The 17,266-nt window shown below is 60.5% G+C and carries 12 protein-coding genes; 9 read left to right on the forward strand and 3 right to left on the reverse strand.

Translation table 11 applies throughout. From position 1 onward, the window contains the following. Positions 1-81: 81 nt before the first annotated feature. On the reverse strand, positions 82-1,497 hold the full coding sequence (locus R3C19_22005) for a sigma-54 dependent transcriptional regulator (GenBank protein ID MEZ6063028.1): 1,416 nt from the start codon (positions 1,495-1,497) through the stop codon (positions 82-84). Next, positions 1,494-2,903: a HAMP domain-containing sensor histidine kinase gene (locus tag R3C19_22010; GenBank protein ID MEZ6063029.1), complete on the reverse strand. Its 1,410-nt coding sequence runs from the start codon at positions 2,901-2,903 to the stop codon at positions 1,494-1,496. The genes R3C19_22005 and R3C19_22010 overlap by 4 nt, the downstream gene beginning before the upstream one ends. A 450-nt stretch (positions 2,904-3,353) precedes the next feature. Here R3C19_22010 and R3C19_22015 point away from each other — a divergent pair, with 450 nt between their 5' ends. Further along, complete coding sequence (locus R3C19_22015) at positions 3,354-4,379, forward strand: DUF1559 domain-containing protein (protein MEZ6063030.1); 1,026 nt, start codon at positions 3,354-3,356, stop codon at positions 4,377-4,379. Between the two features lie 129 nt (positions 4,380-4,508). Here R3C19_22015 and R3C19_22020 read toward each other — a convergent pair whose 3' ends face one another. After that, positions 4,509-8,414: a serine/threonine-protein kinase gene (locus R3C19_22020; GenBank protein MEZ6063031.1), complete on the reverse strand. Its 3,906-nt coding sequence runs from the start codon at positions 8,412-8,414 to the stop codon at positions 4,509-4,511. A gap of 393 nt (positions 8,415-8,807) precedes the next feature. On the opposite strand from R3C19_22020, the gene R3C19_22025 reads away from it, so the two are divergent. From R3C19_22025 to R3C19_22060, 8 genes are all read left to right on the forward strand, one after another. Further along, positions 8,808-9,389: a sigma-70 family RNA polymerase sigma factor gene (locus R3C19_22025; GenBank protein MEZ6063032.1), complete on the forward strand. Its 582-nt coding sequence runs from the start codon at positions 8,808-8,810 to the stop codon at positions 9,387-9,389. 75 nt (positions 9,390-9,464) lie between these two features. Further along, positions 9,465-10,301: a MotA/TolQ/ExbB proton channel family protein gene (locus R3C19_22030; protein ID MEZ6063033.1), complete on the forward strand. Its 837-nt coding sequence runs from the start codon at positions 9,465-9,467 to the stop codon at positions 10,299-10,301. A 41-nt stretch (positions 10,302-10,342) separates the two neighbouring features. Then, positions 10,343-11,206 (forward strand): NAD(P)-dependent methylenetetrahydromethanopterin dehydrogenase, encoded by an 864-nt coding sequence (locus R3C19_22035; protein ID MEZ6063034.1) that lies wholly within the window; start codon positions 10,343-10,345, stop codon positions 11,204-11,206. Between the two features lie 288 nt (positions 11,207-11,494). Continuing rightward, positions 11,495-12,091 (forward strand): hypothetical protein, encoded by a 597-nt coding sequence (locus tag R3C19_22040; GenBank protein MEZ6063035.1) that lies wholly within the window; start codon positions 11,495-11,497, stop codon positions 12,089-12,091. Positions 12,092-12,102: 11 nt separating this feature from the next. Continuing rightward, on the forward strand, positions 12,103-13,434 hold the full coding sequence (locus tag R3C19_22045) for a beta-ketoacyl-[acyl-carrier-protein] synthase family protein (protein MEZ6063036.1): 1,332 nt from the start codon (positions 12,103-12,105) through the stop codon (positions 13,432-13,434). Positions 13,435-13,711: 277 nt separating this feature from the next. Then, positions 13,712-14,671 carry an ABC transporter ATP-binding protein gene (locus R3C19_22050; protein ID MEZ6063037.1) on the forward strand — a complete coding sequence of 320 codons (960 nt, stop codon included), beginning with the start codon at positions 13,712-13,714 and terminating at the stop codon, positions 14,669-14,671. Then, complete coding sequence (locus tag R3C19_22055) at positions 14,668-15,726, forward strand: ABC transporter permease (GenBank protein MEZ6063038.1); 1,059 nt, start codon at positions 14,668-14,670, stop codon at positions 15,724-15,726. Before R3C19_22050 ends, R3C19_22055 begins: the two co-directional genes overlap by 4 nt. A gap of 188 nt (positions 15,727-15,914) precedes the next feature. After that, complete coding sequence (locus tag R3C19_22060; GenBank protein ID MEZ6063039.1) at positions 15,915-17,177, forward strand: redoxin domain-containing protein; 1,263 nt, start codon at positions 15,915-15,917, stop codon at positions 17,175-17,177. Positions 17,178-17,266 lie beyond the last annotated feature (89 nt).

A 17,266-nucleotide genomic window follows, 5' to 3' on the forward strand; every position in this document is an offset into this window, starting at 1 on the left:
CCAAGGAAGCAGAATAACGGTTCCTGACACCTTTTCTCTCTCTGACACCTTTTCTCTCTCACCTTTTTCTCCCCAGATCTGTCACGTCGTGGCGTTGCGGGAGTTGCCGTCCGGATTGTCGTACTTCGACAGCTTTTCACGGAGTGTCTCCCGGTGAATTCCGAGCAGTTGGGCGGCAGCCGAACGATTGCCGCCTGTCTGCTTCATCGCGGCAGCAATCACCTCTGTTTCGATGATCTCCGACACCTTCAGCAGTGTCCCCGGTGTTTCGCTGGACATCGCTTGCCGCGCCCACTTCTGAGCCGCGCGACGCAGTTCTTCGACTTCGCAGGCAGCATCGACCTCCGAATGTGGGACGGATTCCTCGATTGCTGTCGCATCGATCACGATTTCATTTGAAGCCGTGGCAGCTCGAATGACCGTGTTTCGAAGCTCGCGGACGTTTCCCGGATACCGCTTCCGCTGCAGCCGGTTCAGCGCGGAGTTCGTGAATTTCCGATTTGTTCCGGGAGAGTATTGCTGCAGAAAACGGTCCGCCAGCAGGGGGACGTCATCAATCCGCTCCCGCAGCGGGGGTACCCGGATTTGGATCGCCGCCAGGCGGTAGTACAGGTCTGGTCGAAAATGTTCCGTTGACCGCAGGATGTCGATGGGAACGTTCGTGGCCGCAACCAGGCGAAAGTCGGACTTCAGCGGACTCGATGAACCGACCGGATAAAACTCACCGGACTCCATCGTCCGCAGCAACTTCACCTGTACACTCTTTGGAGCTTCACCAATCTCATCCAGAAACAGCGTTCCGCCGTTGGCTTCAGCGATAACCCCGGCCTGGGGCTTATCCGCGCCCGTAAAGGCTCCTGCCGTGTGACCGAAAAGCTCGCGTTCCAGCAGTGCACCACTCAGCGAAGCCAGATGCACGGCGACCAGAGGCTCGTTCTTCCGCTGACTGTGTTTGTGAAGCGCGCGCGCGACGAGTTCTTTGCCGACTCCGCTTTCGCCCGTAATCAGCACCGGAGCGTCATGCTGAGCAGCCATCGCAATCTGACGGAACAACTGCTGCATCGGCAGGGAGTCTCCAATGAGTTCTTCCGCGGCCGCCGGGCTGCCCCCGGGACAGTGATTCGGTTCCAGTTGCGCTGCTGATTCGGCGAGCGCACGCTTCAGCACCAGGACAACCTGGTCAAGGTCGAATGGCTTGGGAAGATAATCGAACGCTCCTTCCTGGACGGCAGTAACCGCAGTGGAAAGACTGCCATGCGCCGTCATCACAACCACAGGAGCACTCGAAATCTCGCGAAATTCGGACATCGCCGTAAGACCGTCCATTTTCGGCAGTCGAATATCCAGCACGACGACATCGAAATCGTTTTGACGAGCCAGTCGCAGTCCTTCTTCTGCGGACGCCGCTATCGTTGCCGAACAATCGAGTTCCGACAGCAATTCCTGAAAGCAGTGGCAGATCGCCGGCTCGTCATCAACGACAAGTACAGAGTTCACTGGATGACAGTCTCCGCTGAGGGTTCACGGGAAGTATGCGGTCGAGGTGCCGGCGCTGGAATTCGGATTTGCACGGAGGTGTACCCGCCGGCGCTCGACATGATCAGGTCTCCGTGCTCCTGGTCGACGGCATGCTGCGCGATCGTCAGTCCCAGGCCGATTCCATCGACCTTCGTCGTTCGGAATGCCGACACCAGTTCCTGCCGGCTAAGACTGAATCCCGGTCCGGAATCGCGTACTTCGATCACGGCACAGTCGTCCTTTGCCAGCACTTCAGCGTGGATCGTTCCGCCCAAACCTGCTGCTTCGATGGCGTTCTGAACGATATTCAGCAGGGCTCCCTTCATTGACCGCGGTGAGACCAGTTCAACCGCCAGGGATTCCGGGACGTCAACGGTCAGCGCTGATTTCCAGTGAGTACAATAGGGCTGCAACAAATCAGTCACTTCCAGCAGCATCGTACAGAGATCGCAGACTTCAGCGGCGGAGGAACCGCTGTCCACAGACGAATCGGCGCGAAGGGAAACCACAGCCATGACCTGCTCTTCGGTCAGTGCCAGTTGCGCCAGCGCCGTTGTGATCATTCTGTCGTCGGCGGTGCAGTTCCGCTGATGGAGTTGAATGGCCATTCGTGCTCCGGCGATCGAATTTCTAAGCTGATGCGCCAGCCCGCCGGAGAGTTGTCCCAGCAGTTGCAGACGTTCCGCCGTGAGTAACCGTTCACGCAAGGTCCGCAACTGATCAGAGAGCTGGTTGGCGGATGTCATCAGGTCGCGGATTTCATCGTCTCGTCCGGTCACTTCCACCGGGCCGAACTCACCGGATGGAAGGCGTCGAAACAACTCCCGAAGCTGGTCCACTCGACCTGCCACGCGACGGGAAATCAGCATCGCCAGAGCCAGGGCGAGTATCAGAATTGGCAACGCAGCGAGCAGCGGGGGCAACACGGAGTCCTGCCAAAGCAGTCGAAACTCCGTTTCCGGAAGCAGCACGAACAGGGTGCCGGGCCGCGGAGTATGGCTCCGATGGATGGCGGTCACGAGATATTTCCGGGAATCCAGGGAGGCCACATGAAACGATGATTCGCCGGCTCGTGCCACGCTCAGCGCCGCGAGTTTCGATCGCAGTGCCTCCGAAGAACCCATCGTTGACGCAGCCAGATTCTGATCGCAGTCAAGAACAACGACGTCACCGTCGATCATCGCCGCAATGCGTCCGACGACATCGTCAGTCAGCGGGTAAGAGGCATTTCCGATGGCATGAGCAACTGCGTCCATATGCCGGCGCGTTTCCGCACTGCTGACCTCCGCTGCCAGCCATGCACTGACTGCGGTAAACAGAATCACGGCAAGAGTCAGAAGTCCCGCGATGGGAAGGAATATCTGATTGCGAAGCGGCCATCTCATCGTTTCTCGGTCCGGCGCCACTGACACACGTGTCGAGCAGTCAGCTCTTCGTCAGGAGTTTCCAGTATAACAGGCATCCCGGAAGTCACGAGAATTGTTCCTCGCCGTCCGGTGCAGCGACCGCGATGCTGAAATCATCAGTGACGGATTCTCCGTCATGTTTGTCGGATTTCCCGTCGCTGCCGTGATGTCTCACCACAGGCGTCCTGCGTTTGTCCTATTCGGCAGCCGGGAATGGAATTTGCCACTGGTCTGCCGAACGCTGGCGGACAAACCCGAAACTGCTGGAAGAATGGCGACGGGCTTCGGGCGCGAGTCTTTCACCATTTCGATGGTTTCGTGACATCGCGGTCAGCACTCCTTCTTCGGATAACCGTGAACGATTCGGAGTTGCGGAAGGTCTCAATGCCGGTAAAGGCGAATTTCAGACAGCTTGTACGAGATATTGACATGTCAGGTCCCAGAAGCATTCGACGAACGGCGTTTTCGCTGATCGAACTCCTGGTTGTCATCGCAATCATCGCGATACTGATTGCGCTGTTGCTACCCGCTGTGCAGCAGGCGCGCGAAGCCGCTCGTCGAACGCAGTGCAGGAACAATTTGAGGCAGATCGGCCTGGCGATGCACAACTACGCCGACGTTCACGGATTGCTGCCGCCAAGCTACTGCCTCGATCCGACAGGACGCTCCAGTTCCTGGTCAATTCACGGACGTCTGATGCCGTATCTTGAGCAGGGAAATCTTTATAACCAGATCGACCTCAGTGTCGCATGGTCAAACTACCCGGTCATTAGCGGCTTTCGCGTGCCGGGCTATGTGTGTCCCTCGGACCCGAAAGGCGACAATCTGCGGGACACATCAGCCACCGGCAGTACCAGCGGAATATCACTTTATCCTACAACGTATGGCTTCAATTTCGGCACATGGTTGATTTTCGACCCGGCAACGGGACGGGGTGGCGACGGATTGTTCCATCCTAACAGTAGTATCCGAATCGAGCACGTCACGGATGGAACATCCAATACACTGATGGCCTCCGAAGTCCATGCATGGACCCACTACCTCAGGAATGGCGGTCCGGCCGCACCGTATGCGACGCAGGTTCCTCAATCGCCGCAGGACGTGGCGGCAGCAGCCGCGCCGGGCACAACGGACCGCCTGCGTGAAGGCACGGGGCACACGGAATGGGCCAATGGCCATTGTCACCACAGCGGCGTAACCACCACACTGACTCCGAATACATTCGTACCCTTCGAGTTCGACGGAATCACCTATGATATTGACTTCAATTCACAGCAGGAGGGCCGAAATTTACGGCCTTCGTACGCGGCGCTGACGTCCCGCAGCTATCACACGGGCTCAGTCAATTCTCTTTTGGCGGATGGCTCTGTGCGGACGATCAGCAACTCGATCGACTTTGGAGTGTGGCGTTCCCTTGGAACACGGAGCAGTGGCGAGGTTGTCGGTGAATTCTGAACACCGACGACCGATCCGGCGGGTAGCCTGGCTGATTCCAGGAATCCTCCCGCCGGGTGCGGACGACGATCGGGCAAGTGCGAATTCCCAGGGGTTCGAAGCGTCGTCCGTCCGCCGCGAACGGTCGCCCTACGGAACTGCGGACGTGCGCGGCAGTGGCTCTTGGGTCAGCAGCTCTCGAATAGCGGCGGACAGGGCGTTCCACGCTGGTCGGCTGCGGGGAGTGGTCATCAGTGCGCGGACGGCGAAATCGGCGGCCTCCAGCGCGGAGCGCTGCGATTTGTCCGGGCATGCGAGCAGGAACTCCGCCAGCTCGATGTTCGTGCGGCTTGAGAATTCAGTGTAGCCGAACGTCTTCGCGACACGCAGTGCCTGACGATAGCAGTATTCCGCAGCCAGCCAGTCCTGCAGCATTCGGTGGCAGCGTGCTTCGAAGACATGGACCAGAGCGTCGCGGTCGTTGAGTTCTCCCACCTTTCTCCAGTGCTGGATCGCACCCTGCCAGTTCTGGTCCGCTTCGCACGAATATCCCTGCTGCACATGCCAGTCGCCGACGGCGCTCCGGCGGATCGGATCGTCGGGAATTCCGCTGCCGATTTTCAGCGGTTGCGGCTGCGAATCCCAGTGGTACAGCATCCGGTAAGCCGTCGCCAGCAGCCGGCGACCCTGAGGGTCAAACATCGCCCGGAACACAGCGCCGGGATAGCTGGCAGTTTTCAGTGTCAGCAGTTCATTGCCGTCGGCGGCGCGAAGCAACCGGATCAGGCCGTATTCGCCGGTACAAACGACGCGGCTTCCCGTCGGATCGAACGCCACCGACAACGCAGCACCTTCATCCACGGAACGGTGCCAGACTTCCACCGCGACAGTCTTCGTCGGCAGGCGAAGCAGTCGCACAACGCCATCGTCTCCGGAAACGCAAACTTCGTCGCCGGTCGGATTGAACGCCACGCAGCGCAGAGGAGTATCAAAGTTTCCCACAACGTGCGCCACACCGCGCTGCAGATCCACGATGACCGCCTGTCCGTGATCGGTCACCAGGACGACGCGATTTTCATGACTGGCCGAATGGCGGACTCCGTCAACACCACTGTCGATTTCGGTGATCAACGTAAAGTTCGCCGCGTCGTGAACGAAAACCCGTCCGCGGTCATCAACGGAAACCAGGCATTCATCCGCATTGCCGGGCATCGAAGCGTCACGCGGCGAAAAGTGGACTCCCACAACGGGCGATTCATGAACGTCAATCGTGTGCTGCATTCGGCCGGCATCGTTCCACAGACGAACGCTGCGGTCGTCGCTTCCACTGGCCAGCAGCGAACCGCTTGCGTTGTAGGCAACGCAGGTGACGGGTGCCGCGTGCCCCGTCAGTCGGTGAACCCGCCGCCAGCGTTCCAGGTCCACGACCTCGATCTCGTTGTGAATACGGGCGCTGCGACGGTCCGAACGAAGGTCGCCAACCAGAGCAGCCAGGGTGCCTGAAGGATGGACGGCAAGGTCCGTCGGATCCGCAGCGTCGGACATCGTAAGCACCGACCGGACTTCGCCGCTGCGGTCGTGGATTCGAACCCGGGACTCGATCCCGCAGGTGACCAGGAATCGCGAGTCGGGTCCGAACGCCACCTGGTGCGTATAGGCATGAACGGGGTAGTTGGCGGTTTCGCGAAGCGTCAACGGGTTCATCAGCCGGATGGGTGACGTACCTGTCCACAGGGCAATCACCTGTCCGTCCGGACTGAACCGCATTCCGGTTCGGACGCCGGACGAATCAAACCGCGTCTGCAGAAGTTCAAAGCCTGAATCGTGGAATTCCCAGATCTTCAGAACCCCCTGGCCGTCACTCCCATAGCCGGACGCTGCCAGCAGCGACCCGTCAGGGTTGAATTCAACGGAACGTGTGTCCAGTGCGATGGGAAGCTGTTCCAACAGAATTCCGTCCGCACAATCGTGGATGGTGACTCCCAGGTTCCGACTGGCGACGGCCAGAATTCTTCCGTTCGGGTGAAAACTGACGGCATAGGCGCCACCGGATTCCTCCAGTCCCTGACACGTGACGCATCGCTGGTCATCGGGATCGATGCCGAAGATCTTTGCTGTGTGACCGTCCGGCACAGCAACTCGGCGGCCTCCGGGACCAAACGCCGCTCCCCAGTTGGACATTCTGTTTTCCACCGGAAACTGCTTTACAACCCGGCCGGACTGTGAATCGTGCAATATGGCAGTCCCGTGACCGCAGACCAGCAGAGTCCGGCTGTCCGGGCTGAACGCCAGAGACAGCCCCATGCCGTCTTTGGCATACTTCCACTTCTGCCGACCGGTTTCGAGATCCCAGACAATGACCTGGCGGTTTGAGTTTTCGATGTATGATCCTCGCAGCGCGGCGACGAGCATTCCGTTTGCGCTGACTTCCACCCGCCCCTGATTCGGCACGTGGCCGTCGAGCACGGCCGTCGTCGAATTCGCCGCCGCGTTCAGCAGGTCCCACTCCCAGCCGCGATAGTCCGGATCGCATTCCTGAAGAATCCGGTTGCCGACATCCATCGATCCGGACTGGATCTCGCGATCCGCCGCCTGAATCTGCTGGCGATAGAGCCGTTCTTCGGAAACAAGCCGCTGCCGCTGTTGCTCGCGCTCGGCCGATTGGGCGATTTCCGCGGCAACTTTCGCACTGGTCAGTCCGTCTTCCGCTCGCAGCCACTGCCAGAACACGCCGGCGGTTCCCGCAACGATTGTCAGCACCAGCAGAACGCTGAGAGCCGCGATACCCCGATGCCGCATCGCCAGCCGTCCCGCGCGTTCGAGGAAACTGACCGGCCTGGCATGAATCGGAAGTCCCTGCAGAAACCGCTGCAGGTCCTCGCGAAGCCGTGCCGCCGACAGGTATCGATCGCGAGGACTGCGTTCCAGGCACTTCATGCAGATCGTCTGCAGATCGCGGGGAACGCCGGGCCGCAGTTGCCGGATTCCCGGAGGATCCACAGCCTGCATCTGCTCCAGAATCTCCACAACCGATGTGCCGTGGTACGGCGGTCGACCGGTCAGCAGTTCATACAGGATGGCTCCCAGCGAATAGATGTCCGCCGGCGGACCGGCATTCAGTGAACCGCGCGCCTGTTCCGGCGCCATGTAACCGGGCGTTCCAAGGATCGCACCCGTTCGCGTTTGCCGGACCGCGGCTTCCGAAAGATGGCGAGCCAGGCCGAAGTCAGAGATTCGAGGCGATCCGTCTGGGGCCATCAGCACGTTGCCCGGCTTCAGGTCACGGTGGACGATTCCCTGATCGTGTGCGGCTGCAACGGCGGTGGCCAGCGTCGTCACCAGTTCCGCCGCTGCGCGCGGAGCGAACGTTGTGTGACCGAGCATGGTCGCCAGGCTTCCGTCTTCCAGAATTTCCATCGACATGAAGTCGCAGCCGGAATCCTGGCCGACCTCGTAAACCTGCACGATGTTGGGATGCCGCAGCCGCGCGGTCAGTTCGGCCTCCGCATGAAAGCGTTCCCGAGACTCCTCATCGCCGAATGGCCGCAGAACCTTCACAGCCACCGTTCGGTCCAGACCCGCCTGCCGCGCTCGGAAGACGATGCCGGTGGCGCCGCTGCCGATTTCCTCCTGAAGTTCATACTGCCCGACTCGACGGGAATTCGTCAGGCGAGACCAGTGACTGACGGCATCCCGTGAGAGATCAATGCCGGGAATTGTGGAATCGGAATCGACCTCGGCAACGGGCGTCGTCTCGGGCGACTCGGTTTCGCGAAACGCCTCATGGACTTCGAACAGACGTTCGATCCGTTCCGCCCACTGCGGAAACCGTTCGGCGTACTCGTCGGCGCACGGTGAGTCGCCGGCTTCTTCCCGCGCGGTGATTTCGGCGTAGACAAGATCCAGAGCCTGTTCGATATCAGCGGCCGTATCCGGACGCCGAGCCAGCAGGTCTTCAACCGGACGAGCCTTGCCGGAAAGAACCGCGCGGCGCACTTCATCGGCTGCGGAGTCCGGAAAACCGGTTTCTGAGGCGTCGATTGGCTGCTGCTTCATGTCACGGCACGTCCGGGGCGTCCGACAGCCTTCCCAACCCGGCGCCGCGATCGACTCGCCGGGACAGACACAGTTTCACAAGAGACGCCGGATGTTCATACTGTGAAAACTGTTTCGCACGATGCGGTTCACGAATCCGAACATGTCAGGGCCGGGGATTGAATGAACGTCAGCGACCCGCGGTTCGGCGGATGATTTGACAACGGACCGGCGGCGATGGAATCGCCGAATGCGTCACGTCTGCGATGCCGATCGATGGGCCGTTCGAAACGGGAATCCGTGGTGAATTCCTGTTTTGCACCATTCACGCCGGAACCGGACGAGTTTTCCGCAACTGCGCCGACCCGGCGGCGAGAATGAAACTCCGAGAGATCCCGTCTTCCCGAGTTGCCCGTGAACACAGCTCTTGAGTTTCAAAGCCTTCTGAATCGAGCCGCCGACGGCGATACGAATGCGATGGCCGACCTGGCTCGACGCTATGAACCGGAAGTCCGAATTGTCGCCCGCGCGCGGCTGAGCCGGCAACTGCGACCGTACCTGGATTCCATGGATATCACTCAGTCCGTGCATCGAAGCCTGATGACCGGGCTGCGAGCGGGGAAATTCGACATCGCCACGCCGGAGAAGCTGATCGGACTGGCGGTGACAATCGTTCGCCGCAAGATCGCAAAACGCTGGCGAAAACTTCGCCGGCAAACACGCGACAGCCACTTCGGTACCACAGAAATCGACAACGGGCAGCCCGTCAGCACCGATTCCGCCGGAGAACTTGTCGACGCGGAGGATCAGTTCCGGTTTCTGGTCGATGGACTCAGCGATACCGACCGCCGGCTTGTCGAACTGCGAATGGCCGGACATAACACCGCCGAAGCCGCCCGCCGGCTGGGAATGAATCCGGACGTCGTGCGAGTGCGGCTCAGTCGGCTGCGCAGCCACTTGCGTGACCGACTGGATCGCCAGGGGCGCGCGAGGTAGCTCCGGCGATCGCGCAATCAGGTGCTTCTGACCAGGCGTTGACGGCTTTGTCGATCGGCAGATAACATCGCCCGGATGTCAAAGACCGATCACTTGCGAGCGCGGTTCTGCCGGTTGTCGCTTCTGTTGTGCGTCGTCCTGTCAGTTTTTCAGGCGGGAACTCCGTCAGCCGCGGCTGTTGTGCAGCCAAACAACGACCCGGCGGCGCAGACACAGCCTGTCCAGTCGCCGCCGGGGGCTGAAGCGAACCACAGCGGCCGAAACCTGGACCTTCGCGAAATGCTGCGAGCGGGCGGGGCCATCGGCTATCTGATCCTGATGCTGAGTCTGGTGATGGCCGCACTGATCATCGATCACGCGATGAATATTCGTCGCAGCACGCTGATGCCTCCGGGACTGGCGGAAGAAGTTCATCGCCTGCTGGCCGAACGAAACATTGACGACGCCAAAAAGCGATGCGAACAGCATCCGAGTTTTCTGAGCCGGGTGCTGCATGCGGGTCTGGATGAAATCGGTGTCAGCTATGCCGCCGTGGAAAAGGCGATGGAAGATGCCGCCGTGGAACAGTCGGCTCGCCTGTTTCGTCGCATCGAATACCTGTCAGTGATCGGTACGATTGCACCAATGCTGGGACTGATGGGAACCGTCTGGGGCATGATCCAGGCGTTCCTGGAATTCGAACAGAAGGCCAACCCGCAGGTCTCCGAACTGGCGCCCGGAATCTACCGGGCACTGATTACGACGCTGCTTGGCCTGGGAGTCGCCATTCCCGCGCTCAGCGCGTTTGCCGTCTTTCGAAACCGCATCGACGAACTCGCCGCCGAAGCGACTCTGCTGGCCGAACACGTGTTTGCCGACTATCGGCGTCGAGCCAGAAAGAAGCACGGATCGGACCGCGCCACGGAAACTTGATGCGGCATTTGAAATCTCAAATCTCAAATCTGACCTTCCCCATGAAATCGATCCTCATCCAATTAGACACGGATCCGCTGCCAAGCTCATTCGACCGAGTTGTCGCGGTGGATGCGGGTGTCGACCATCTCTTCAGCTACGGAGGAATCAATCCCGATAATGTCACCGGGCTGGTTCACGGAGCCATCTTTACTCGAGGGCCGAAGGATCTGAAACACACGGCAATTTTCATCGGAGGCAGCGATGTCGCGGACGGCGAAGCGTTGCTGAAGAAGGTGTCATCGACGTTTTTCGGGCCGATGCGAGTTTCGGTGATGATGGATTCCAACGGCTGCAACACCACCGCCGCGGCTGCCGTGGTCGCGGCGAAGCAACATCTGTCGCTGGATCAGACGTCGGCCGTCGTCCTAGGAGGAACCGGGCCGGTGGGATTGCGCGTCGCCCAGTTGCTTGCTCACGAAAACTGCGACGTCACGCTGGTTTCGCGGTCGCACGATCGGGCCGCCGCGGCCTGTGATTCCATCGCCGCGAAAGCACCCGGAGCCCGATTGACCCCTGTCGCGGCGTCCTCCGACAGCGAGTTCCTGGACATCTGCCGGGGAAAGCAGCTCGTCGTGGCCGCCGGAGCCGCCGGAATCTGCTTTCTTCAGGAAGGCTCCCTCAGCAGCCTCACCAGCCTAAAGGTCGCTATTGACCTGAACGCTGTCCCGCCGACCGGGCTTGTCGATGTCGCCGCGAACGACAAAGGCACCGAAAAACACGGCGTGATTTGTTTCGGAGCGCTCGGCGTCGGCGGGACCAAAATGAAAGTCCACCGCCAGGCAATCCTGCGACTGCTCGAATCCAACGACGCAGTCCTGGATACGAAGCAGATCTACGACATCGCACTGCAGGTAACGAAATAGCACAACCGAGAACCCTGCGGCGTTTGGGAAAACTGGCCATCTTGGAACAAAACGGCATGCGACTGCGGACACAACAGCGAGTTGAATTCGGCAGGCTGCTATTGTCGGATCCGGGCCGACGCACGAAACTGGCTGGCCAAACGCCGCGTTGGCCCTGGTGGAACGGTGCGGCGAGCGGCTGTGACACGTTCAGGGAACGAACGGGTTGCGGTCGGCGAACCGATGCCAGTCGCGTTTTAAGAGTTCCGGAAGGCCGATCGTCGGCTCGACGCCCTCCGCAGAATGCTCATGGACGAGCCTCACGTGCGTGCCCAGTCTGTCATTCCCGGTCAACTTCGCGCCGCCGCCCTGGTGACGGCGATGCTGTTGTCCGGTTGCCTGTCAATGCCCGCGCGACAAGCGCCGGTGCAGAATGCGCTTGTGATTCCGGCCGGTCAGTTCGACCTGATGTGGGAACGTTCCGTCGCCGTGCTGAACAACTATCATTTCATGGTCGCTCGCGAGAGTAAGCTGGAAGGCCTGATTGAAACCCACTATCGAGCCGGTTCGAATCTGTTTGAGCCGTGGAATCCGGATTCCGCGGATACCGCCAACCGGCTGGAAAGTACGCTGCAGTCAATTCGGCGACGGGTGATTGTGCAGTTTCAGAATACGAGTGCCGATTCGATGACCGTCATCGTTCGTGTCGAAAAGCAGATTGAAGATGTCCCCGGCCTGGCAGCGAACTACGAAGGCGGAGCCTCGTTTCCGGAATCCGATCCGCTGGACCGCGATCTGAATCAGGTGCTGGGACAATCGACGCCTTCTCGCTGGATTTCCAGAGGCACGGACCCGGCTTTGGAATCGAAACTGATTCGCGACATTCAGCAGGCCGTTCTTCAGTAGGCTCCTGTCGCGTGTTCTGTTTCACCGATCCCCTGCACGCCGAACGCGACGTCCTGGTCACCGGCGTCGGCCTGGTCACTCCGCTTGGCGTCGGCCGGGAAGAATCGTGGCGACGTCTGCTTGCCGGCGAACGCGGGGGAAGCGATGCGATTCGGTTTGATGACCAATCCGACGCACAACTTCAAACGCTGCTGCGACGTCGCGCGGCGGGAGCGCCGGTTGATCGCTCGCAATTGGCGGCATTGCTGGCGCGGCGAATGGCGGCAGCCGTTGTGTCGACCTCGCTGCCGCCGTGGCAGGCAGACGACGTCCTCATTTCGCTGATTTCGTACGCGGCGCTTGAAGCCTGCGAAGACGCGAACCTGCGATCGCTGCTACACGGCAACACGAAAGCCGGCTGCGTGATCGGCACCAGCAAGAGCAGCCTGGCGCAGATGGAAGCTCAGTGCCGGCTGCTGCAAGACGGCGCTTCCGGGCCGCTGAAGAATGGCGACGGCGACGGTCGCCGATGGGCGAACGTGTTTCGATCAGACGCTCCGCTGCAGGCCGTTCGGCAATTGACGGGAATTTCCGGCCCGGGTTCGTGTCCGGTGGCGGCATGCGCGACGGGACTGATCAGCGTCATTCAGGCCGCGGAATGGGTGCGAACCGGGTTGTGTGACGTGTGCCTTGCCGGAAGCGTGGACGCGTCGCTGAGGCCGTCGGTACTGGCGTCGTTTCATCGGCTGGGTGTGTTGTCGCACGACAGCGACGCGGCGACGGCGTGCCGACCCTTCGATGAAAATCGTGACGGCTTCATCATCGGCGAAGGAGCGGCCGTGCTGGTTCTGGAATCCCGGCGTCACGCGGAACGTCGCGAGGCCACAGCCTATGGCAGACTGCTGAGCGGCGGCTGGCTGTCGGATCCCACCGGCCTGACGCAGATCGACGTGCAGGGCACCGTCGTTTCGGAATTGCTGAAGCGACTCATTGCGGCAATCGGCAACGATGCACACATCGATCACATCAACCTGCATGGCACGGGCACGGAGCCCAACGATCTGGCCGAAGCTCGCGGCCTGAGATCGGCATTTGGCAGCGGGGTTCCCGTTTGTTCGGCGGTGAAGGGCTCCATCGGCCACCTGCTCGGCGGAGCGGGAAGTGTCGAACTGGCCATGACACTGCTCGGTCTGCGTGACCAGGTGATTCCACCCTGCGTCAATCTTCAGACGCTCGACGAACGGTGCGACATTCCGCTGATCGGCGGGCGAGCAACACCACATTCGCAGCAGATTGTGGCCAAGCTGTCACTGGGATTTGGAGGCCATGTGGCGGGCTGCGTGCTCGAACGCACCGCTACGTGACGGCGATCCGCGGCGGAGGTAAATCGCAGGCATCCGTGGACGCTGCGGCAGCGTTCCGGTGCGCCGGGACGGGAAACGTGACGCATCCTGCGTGGTTCGCCGCCTTGCACTCCGTCACGGGCCGGTTACGCTGCGGTCCCCGAATTCTTCAACCGGATCGGGAATCCGGGATCGGCTTCGGGACTGCGGCGACCAATGCCGTTGTCTGCGGTTTTCCGGCCGGTGCTGTCCCGTTTTTTCGAAGTGCGTCTGAGTCGTCCCGCCCGGAACCGCCGCAATGCAGCCCGCGATCGAGTGTGTTCAACTGACCAAGACCTGGCCGGGAAAACCGCCCGTCGAAGCCGTGCGCGGGATCGACCTGCGGATTGAGGAAGGCGAGTGCTTCGGAGTGCTGGGACCCAACGGCGCAGGCAAGACCACGACGATCGAAATCTGCGAAGGCCTGTTGTCCGCCACGTCCGGCGACGCTCGCATCTTCGGACAAAGCTGGGCGGACCATGCGTCAGCGATTCGCGAGCAGATCGGCATTTCGCTGCAGGAAACGCACCTGTCGGACAAACTGACGGTGCTGGAAACGGTCACCCTGTTTCGGAGTTTTTATCGTTCCGGTATAGCTCCGGAAGAAGTCATCGCTGCCGTTTCGCTGCAGGAGAAGACTCACGCCCGAATCAAGGAACTGTCCGGCGGCCAGAAGCAGCGAGTGGCTCTGGCGACGTCGCTGGTTGGCAATCCCCGGCTGCTGTTTCTGGACGAACCCACAACCGGACTGGACCCGCAGTCACGGCGCGAAGTCTGGTCGATCATTCGCAGCTTCCGTGAACGCGGCGGCACGATTCTGCTGACGACTCACTACATGGATGAAGCCGAGCGATTGTGTGACCGCGTCGCAATCTTCGATCACGGAAAGATCCTGGCTCTGGACACTCCCCGTAATCTGATCGCCGGGCTGGGAGCCGAGCATTTCGTCGAATTCACGGTCACCACTGACCAGAGTGCTGCGCTGGACGACGATTTCGGCAGCGACCTTCCGGGAGTCCTGAGCGCCCGAACGGAAGCCAGCGTCCACTGCCTGTCCGTGACTCAGCCCCACGTCGCGATTCCGGCCCTGCTGCAGCGGCTGACCGAACAGTCGGCGGAACTCACCTCCCTGACAACGCATCAGGCATCGCTGGAAGACGTTTTCGTTCACCACGCCGGACACGGGCTGAACGCCGGGGAAACGGCGGTGACCGCATGAAGCAGTCTCTGTCAGTGCACCCGCTGGTCCAGTTATTCCTGGCCCGAGTCCGCGAATTCCTTCGTCAGCCGGAAGCCGTGTTCTGGGCCTACGTCTTTCCGCTGGTGATGGTGATTGCTCTGGGACTGGCCTTTCGCAGCGAACCCGTCGAAGCGGTGTCCGTCGCGGTTCAGGAAGGACCGCTTGCCGAAGCCACCGCCGACCGGCTGCGAAGTGACAAGCGGTTCATCGTGTCCGTTCATTCCGAAGAGGAAGTTCGACGGCGGCTGAGGGTCGGCAGGAGCGAACTGATCGTGATTGCCGACGAAACTCCCGCAGGTCCCGGCTACACGTATCTGTTCGACCCGACGCGGCCCGGCAGCGTCCTGGCTCGCAACACGGTTGACGACACACTGCAGCGCGAGGCGGGCAGGCAGGACGTGGCGGAAACTCGCGATGAGCAGATTTCGGAGCCGGGCAGCCGCTATATCGATTTTCTGGTGCCGGGGCTGCTGGGGCTGGGACTGATGGGAGGCGGCGTTTGGGGCGTCGGCTTTGCCATCGTTGACATGCGGATTCGCCAGTTGCTGAAACGCTTTGTCGGAACGCCGATGAAGAAGTCTCATTTCGTGGCTTCCATGATGCTCAGCCGCATGGTGTTTATGGTGCCGGAAATCGTGGTGCTGCTGGCATTTTCGCGGCTGCTGTTCGGAGTCACGAATCACGGCAGCTACTGGCTGGTGGGACTGCTGGTGGTGCTGGGAGCATTCGAATTCGCGGGGATCGGTCTGCTGATCGCCAGCCGCGCGAAAACGCTGGAATCGTTTTCAGGACTGATGAATCTGGTCCTGGTGCCGATGTGGATCGGTTCCGGAATCTTCTTTTCCGCGGAACGGTTTCCTGCTGTCGTGCAGCCGGTCATCGCCGTGATGCCGCTGACTCCCCTGATCGCCGCCCTGCGAAGCGTGATGCAGGAAGGTGCCGGCATGACCGAAATCCTGCCGCAACTGAGTCTGGTGGCAGCGTGGGGCGCGATCACGTTTGTGCTGAGTCTGAAGCTGTTTCGCTGGGAATGACACCGCCGGACACAGCGACGTCGCCATACCGCCGAGCACCGTTTTCGCCCGCGTCACGGCAGAATGGCATATTTTCAAAAACAGATTTGTGTATGATTCCGCTGCCGTTCGTAGTTTTGCCAGACGACATTTCCGCGGACAGAGCACATTTTTCAACAAGAATACGAAAGACCTGGACGGAGTAACCTATGAGTAAGTTCTTTTCAGGAATAACGGCTGTTGCGTTCGCCGGCCTGCTGGGCATCTCCGGATGTCAGCAGGAAGCGGGTACTGCTTCAACCGGCTCCAGTGCGGCAGCAGACCCTGGTTCACCGGCACCCGGCACGACGGCGTCAAGCCCGCTTCCTCCGGGCACATCGGTTGAAGCCACTCCGGCGGCCGGCACCCGGGCGACGGCAACAACGGCCACACCCGCGTCCAGTTCAACAACATCCGACCGTTCCGATGCCAACCTCCCGAAGCCGGACCTGAACCCGGGCGACGCAGCTCCTCAGATTTCGATTTCGAAATGGGTCCAGGGCAAGCCGGTCGAGAAGTTTGAAGGCGGCCAGATCTACGTCGTCGAATTCTGGGCGACATGGTGCGGCCCGTGCCTTCAGGCCATGCCTCACATGAGCGAACTGCAGCAGCACTATGGTGACAAGGTGCAATTCATCGGCATTTCCAATGAAGATGACGAAACCGTTGGCACGTTCATGGAACGCAAGTCGCATCTGGGAAAGGTCTGGTCGGAAGTCCTGAGCTACCGAATTGCGCTGGACCGAAACGATGCCACAAACACGTCGTACATGCAGGCCGCAATGCAGAACGGTATCCCGTGTGCTTTTATCGTGGGACGAACCGGCAATGTGGAATGGGTTGGTCATCCGATGACCATCGACGAGCCGCTGCAGGCCGTTGTTGACGGTACCTGGGATACCGCTGCCGCTCGCGCTGAATTCATTGAAGAAAACGCCCTGGAACTCATGCAACAGCAGATCAACATGGCGGCTCAGGAAGGCGACTTCAAGAAAGCACTTGGCCTGTGCGACGAGGTGGACCGGCTGTTCTCCGGCAATGAGGAACCGCTGACCTTTATGCGAATTCAACTGCACGCCATGTCCGGCGACACGGCGGCGTTGCAGAAGTTTTCCACGGAAACCGTCGAGAAGAACTTTGAAAAAGTAGAAATCCTGAACGCCGTCGCATACGCCCTGGCAAACTCCTCAGAACTCCCGGAATCCGTTAAGGCGCTGGCTGTAAAGGCCGCCCGTCAGGCTTCGAAGCTGAGCGACGACAAGGATCCCAACGTGCTGGACACGCTGGCGACAGCCCTGCACGCCAGCGGTGACCTGACCGGAGCTGTCGAGGCCATGGAAAAGGCCGTCGCCGGCGCTCCTGGATACGCCATGTTCGAACAGAAACTCGATAACTATAAAGCGGATGCCGCAAAGGCCGCCGACGGCAAGTAGCTGTCGTCGCTCGAAACCAAAAGCGGAACCGCATCACTCAGAAGGCGGCAGGACTCAGTGAGCCCTGCCGCCTTTTTTACGAACAGGGC

This window comes from Planctomycetaceae bacterium (assembly GCA_041398785.1).
Lineage (GTDB): Bacteria > Planctomycetota > Planctomycetia > Planctomycetales > Planctomycetaceae > JAWKUA01.

Coding starts and splice junctions, on each gene's coding strand:
- R3C19_22010 (MEZ6063029.1), bottom strand. CDS start 2,903: ATGAGATGGCCGCTTCGCAATCAGATATTCCTTCCCATCGCGGGACTT.
- R3C19_22030 (MEZ6063033.1), top strand. CDS start 9,465: ATGTCAAAGACCGATCACTTGCGAGCGCGGTTCTGCCGGTTGTCGCTT.
- R3C19_22055 (MEZ6063038.1), top strand. CDS start 14,668: ATGAAGCAGTCTCTGTCAGTGCACCCGCTGGTCCAGTTATTCCTGGCC.
- R3C19_22040 (MEZ6063035.1), top strand. CDS start 11,495: ATGGACGAGCCTCACGTGCGTGCCCAGTCTGTCATTCCCGGTCAACTT.
- R3C19_22035 (MEZ6063034.1), top strand. CDS start 10,343: ATGAAATCGATCCTCATCCAATTAGACACGGATCCGCTGCCAAGCTCA.
- R3C19_22060 (MEZ6063039.1), top strand. CDS start 15,915: ATGAGTAAGTTCTTTTCAGGAATAACGGCTGTTGCGTTCGCCGGCCTG.
- R3C19_22020 (MEZ6063031.1), bottom strand. CDS start 8,414: ATGAAGCAGCAGCCAATCGACGCCTCAGAAACCGGTTTTCCGGACTCC.
- R3C19_22050 (MEZ6063037.1), top strand. CDS start 13,712: ATGCAGCCCGCGATCGAGTGTGTTCAACTGACCAAGACCTGGCCGGGA.
- R3C19_22015 (MEZ6063030.1), top strand. CDS start 3,354: ATGTCAGGTCCCAGAAGCATTCGACGAACGGCGTTTTCGCTGATCGAA.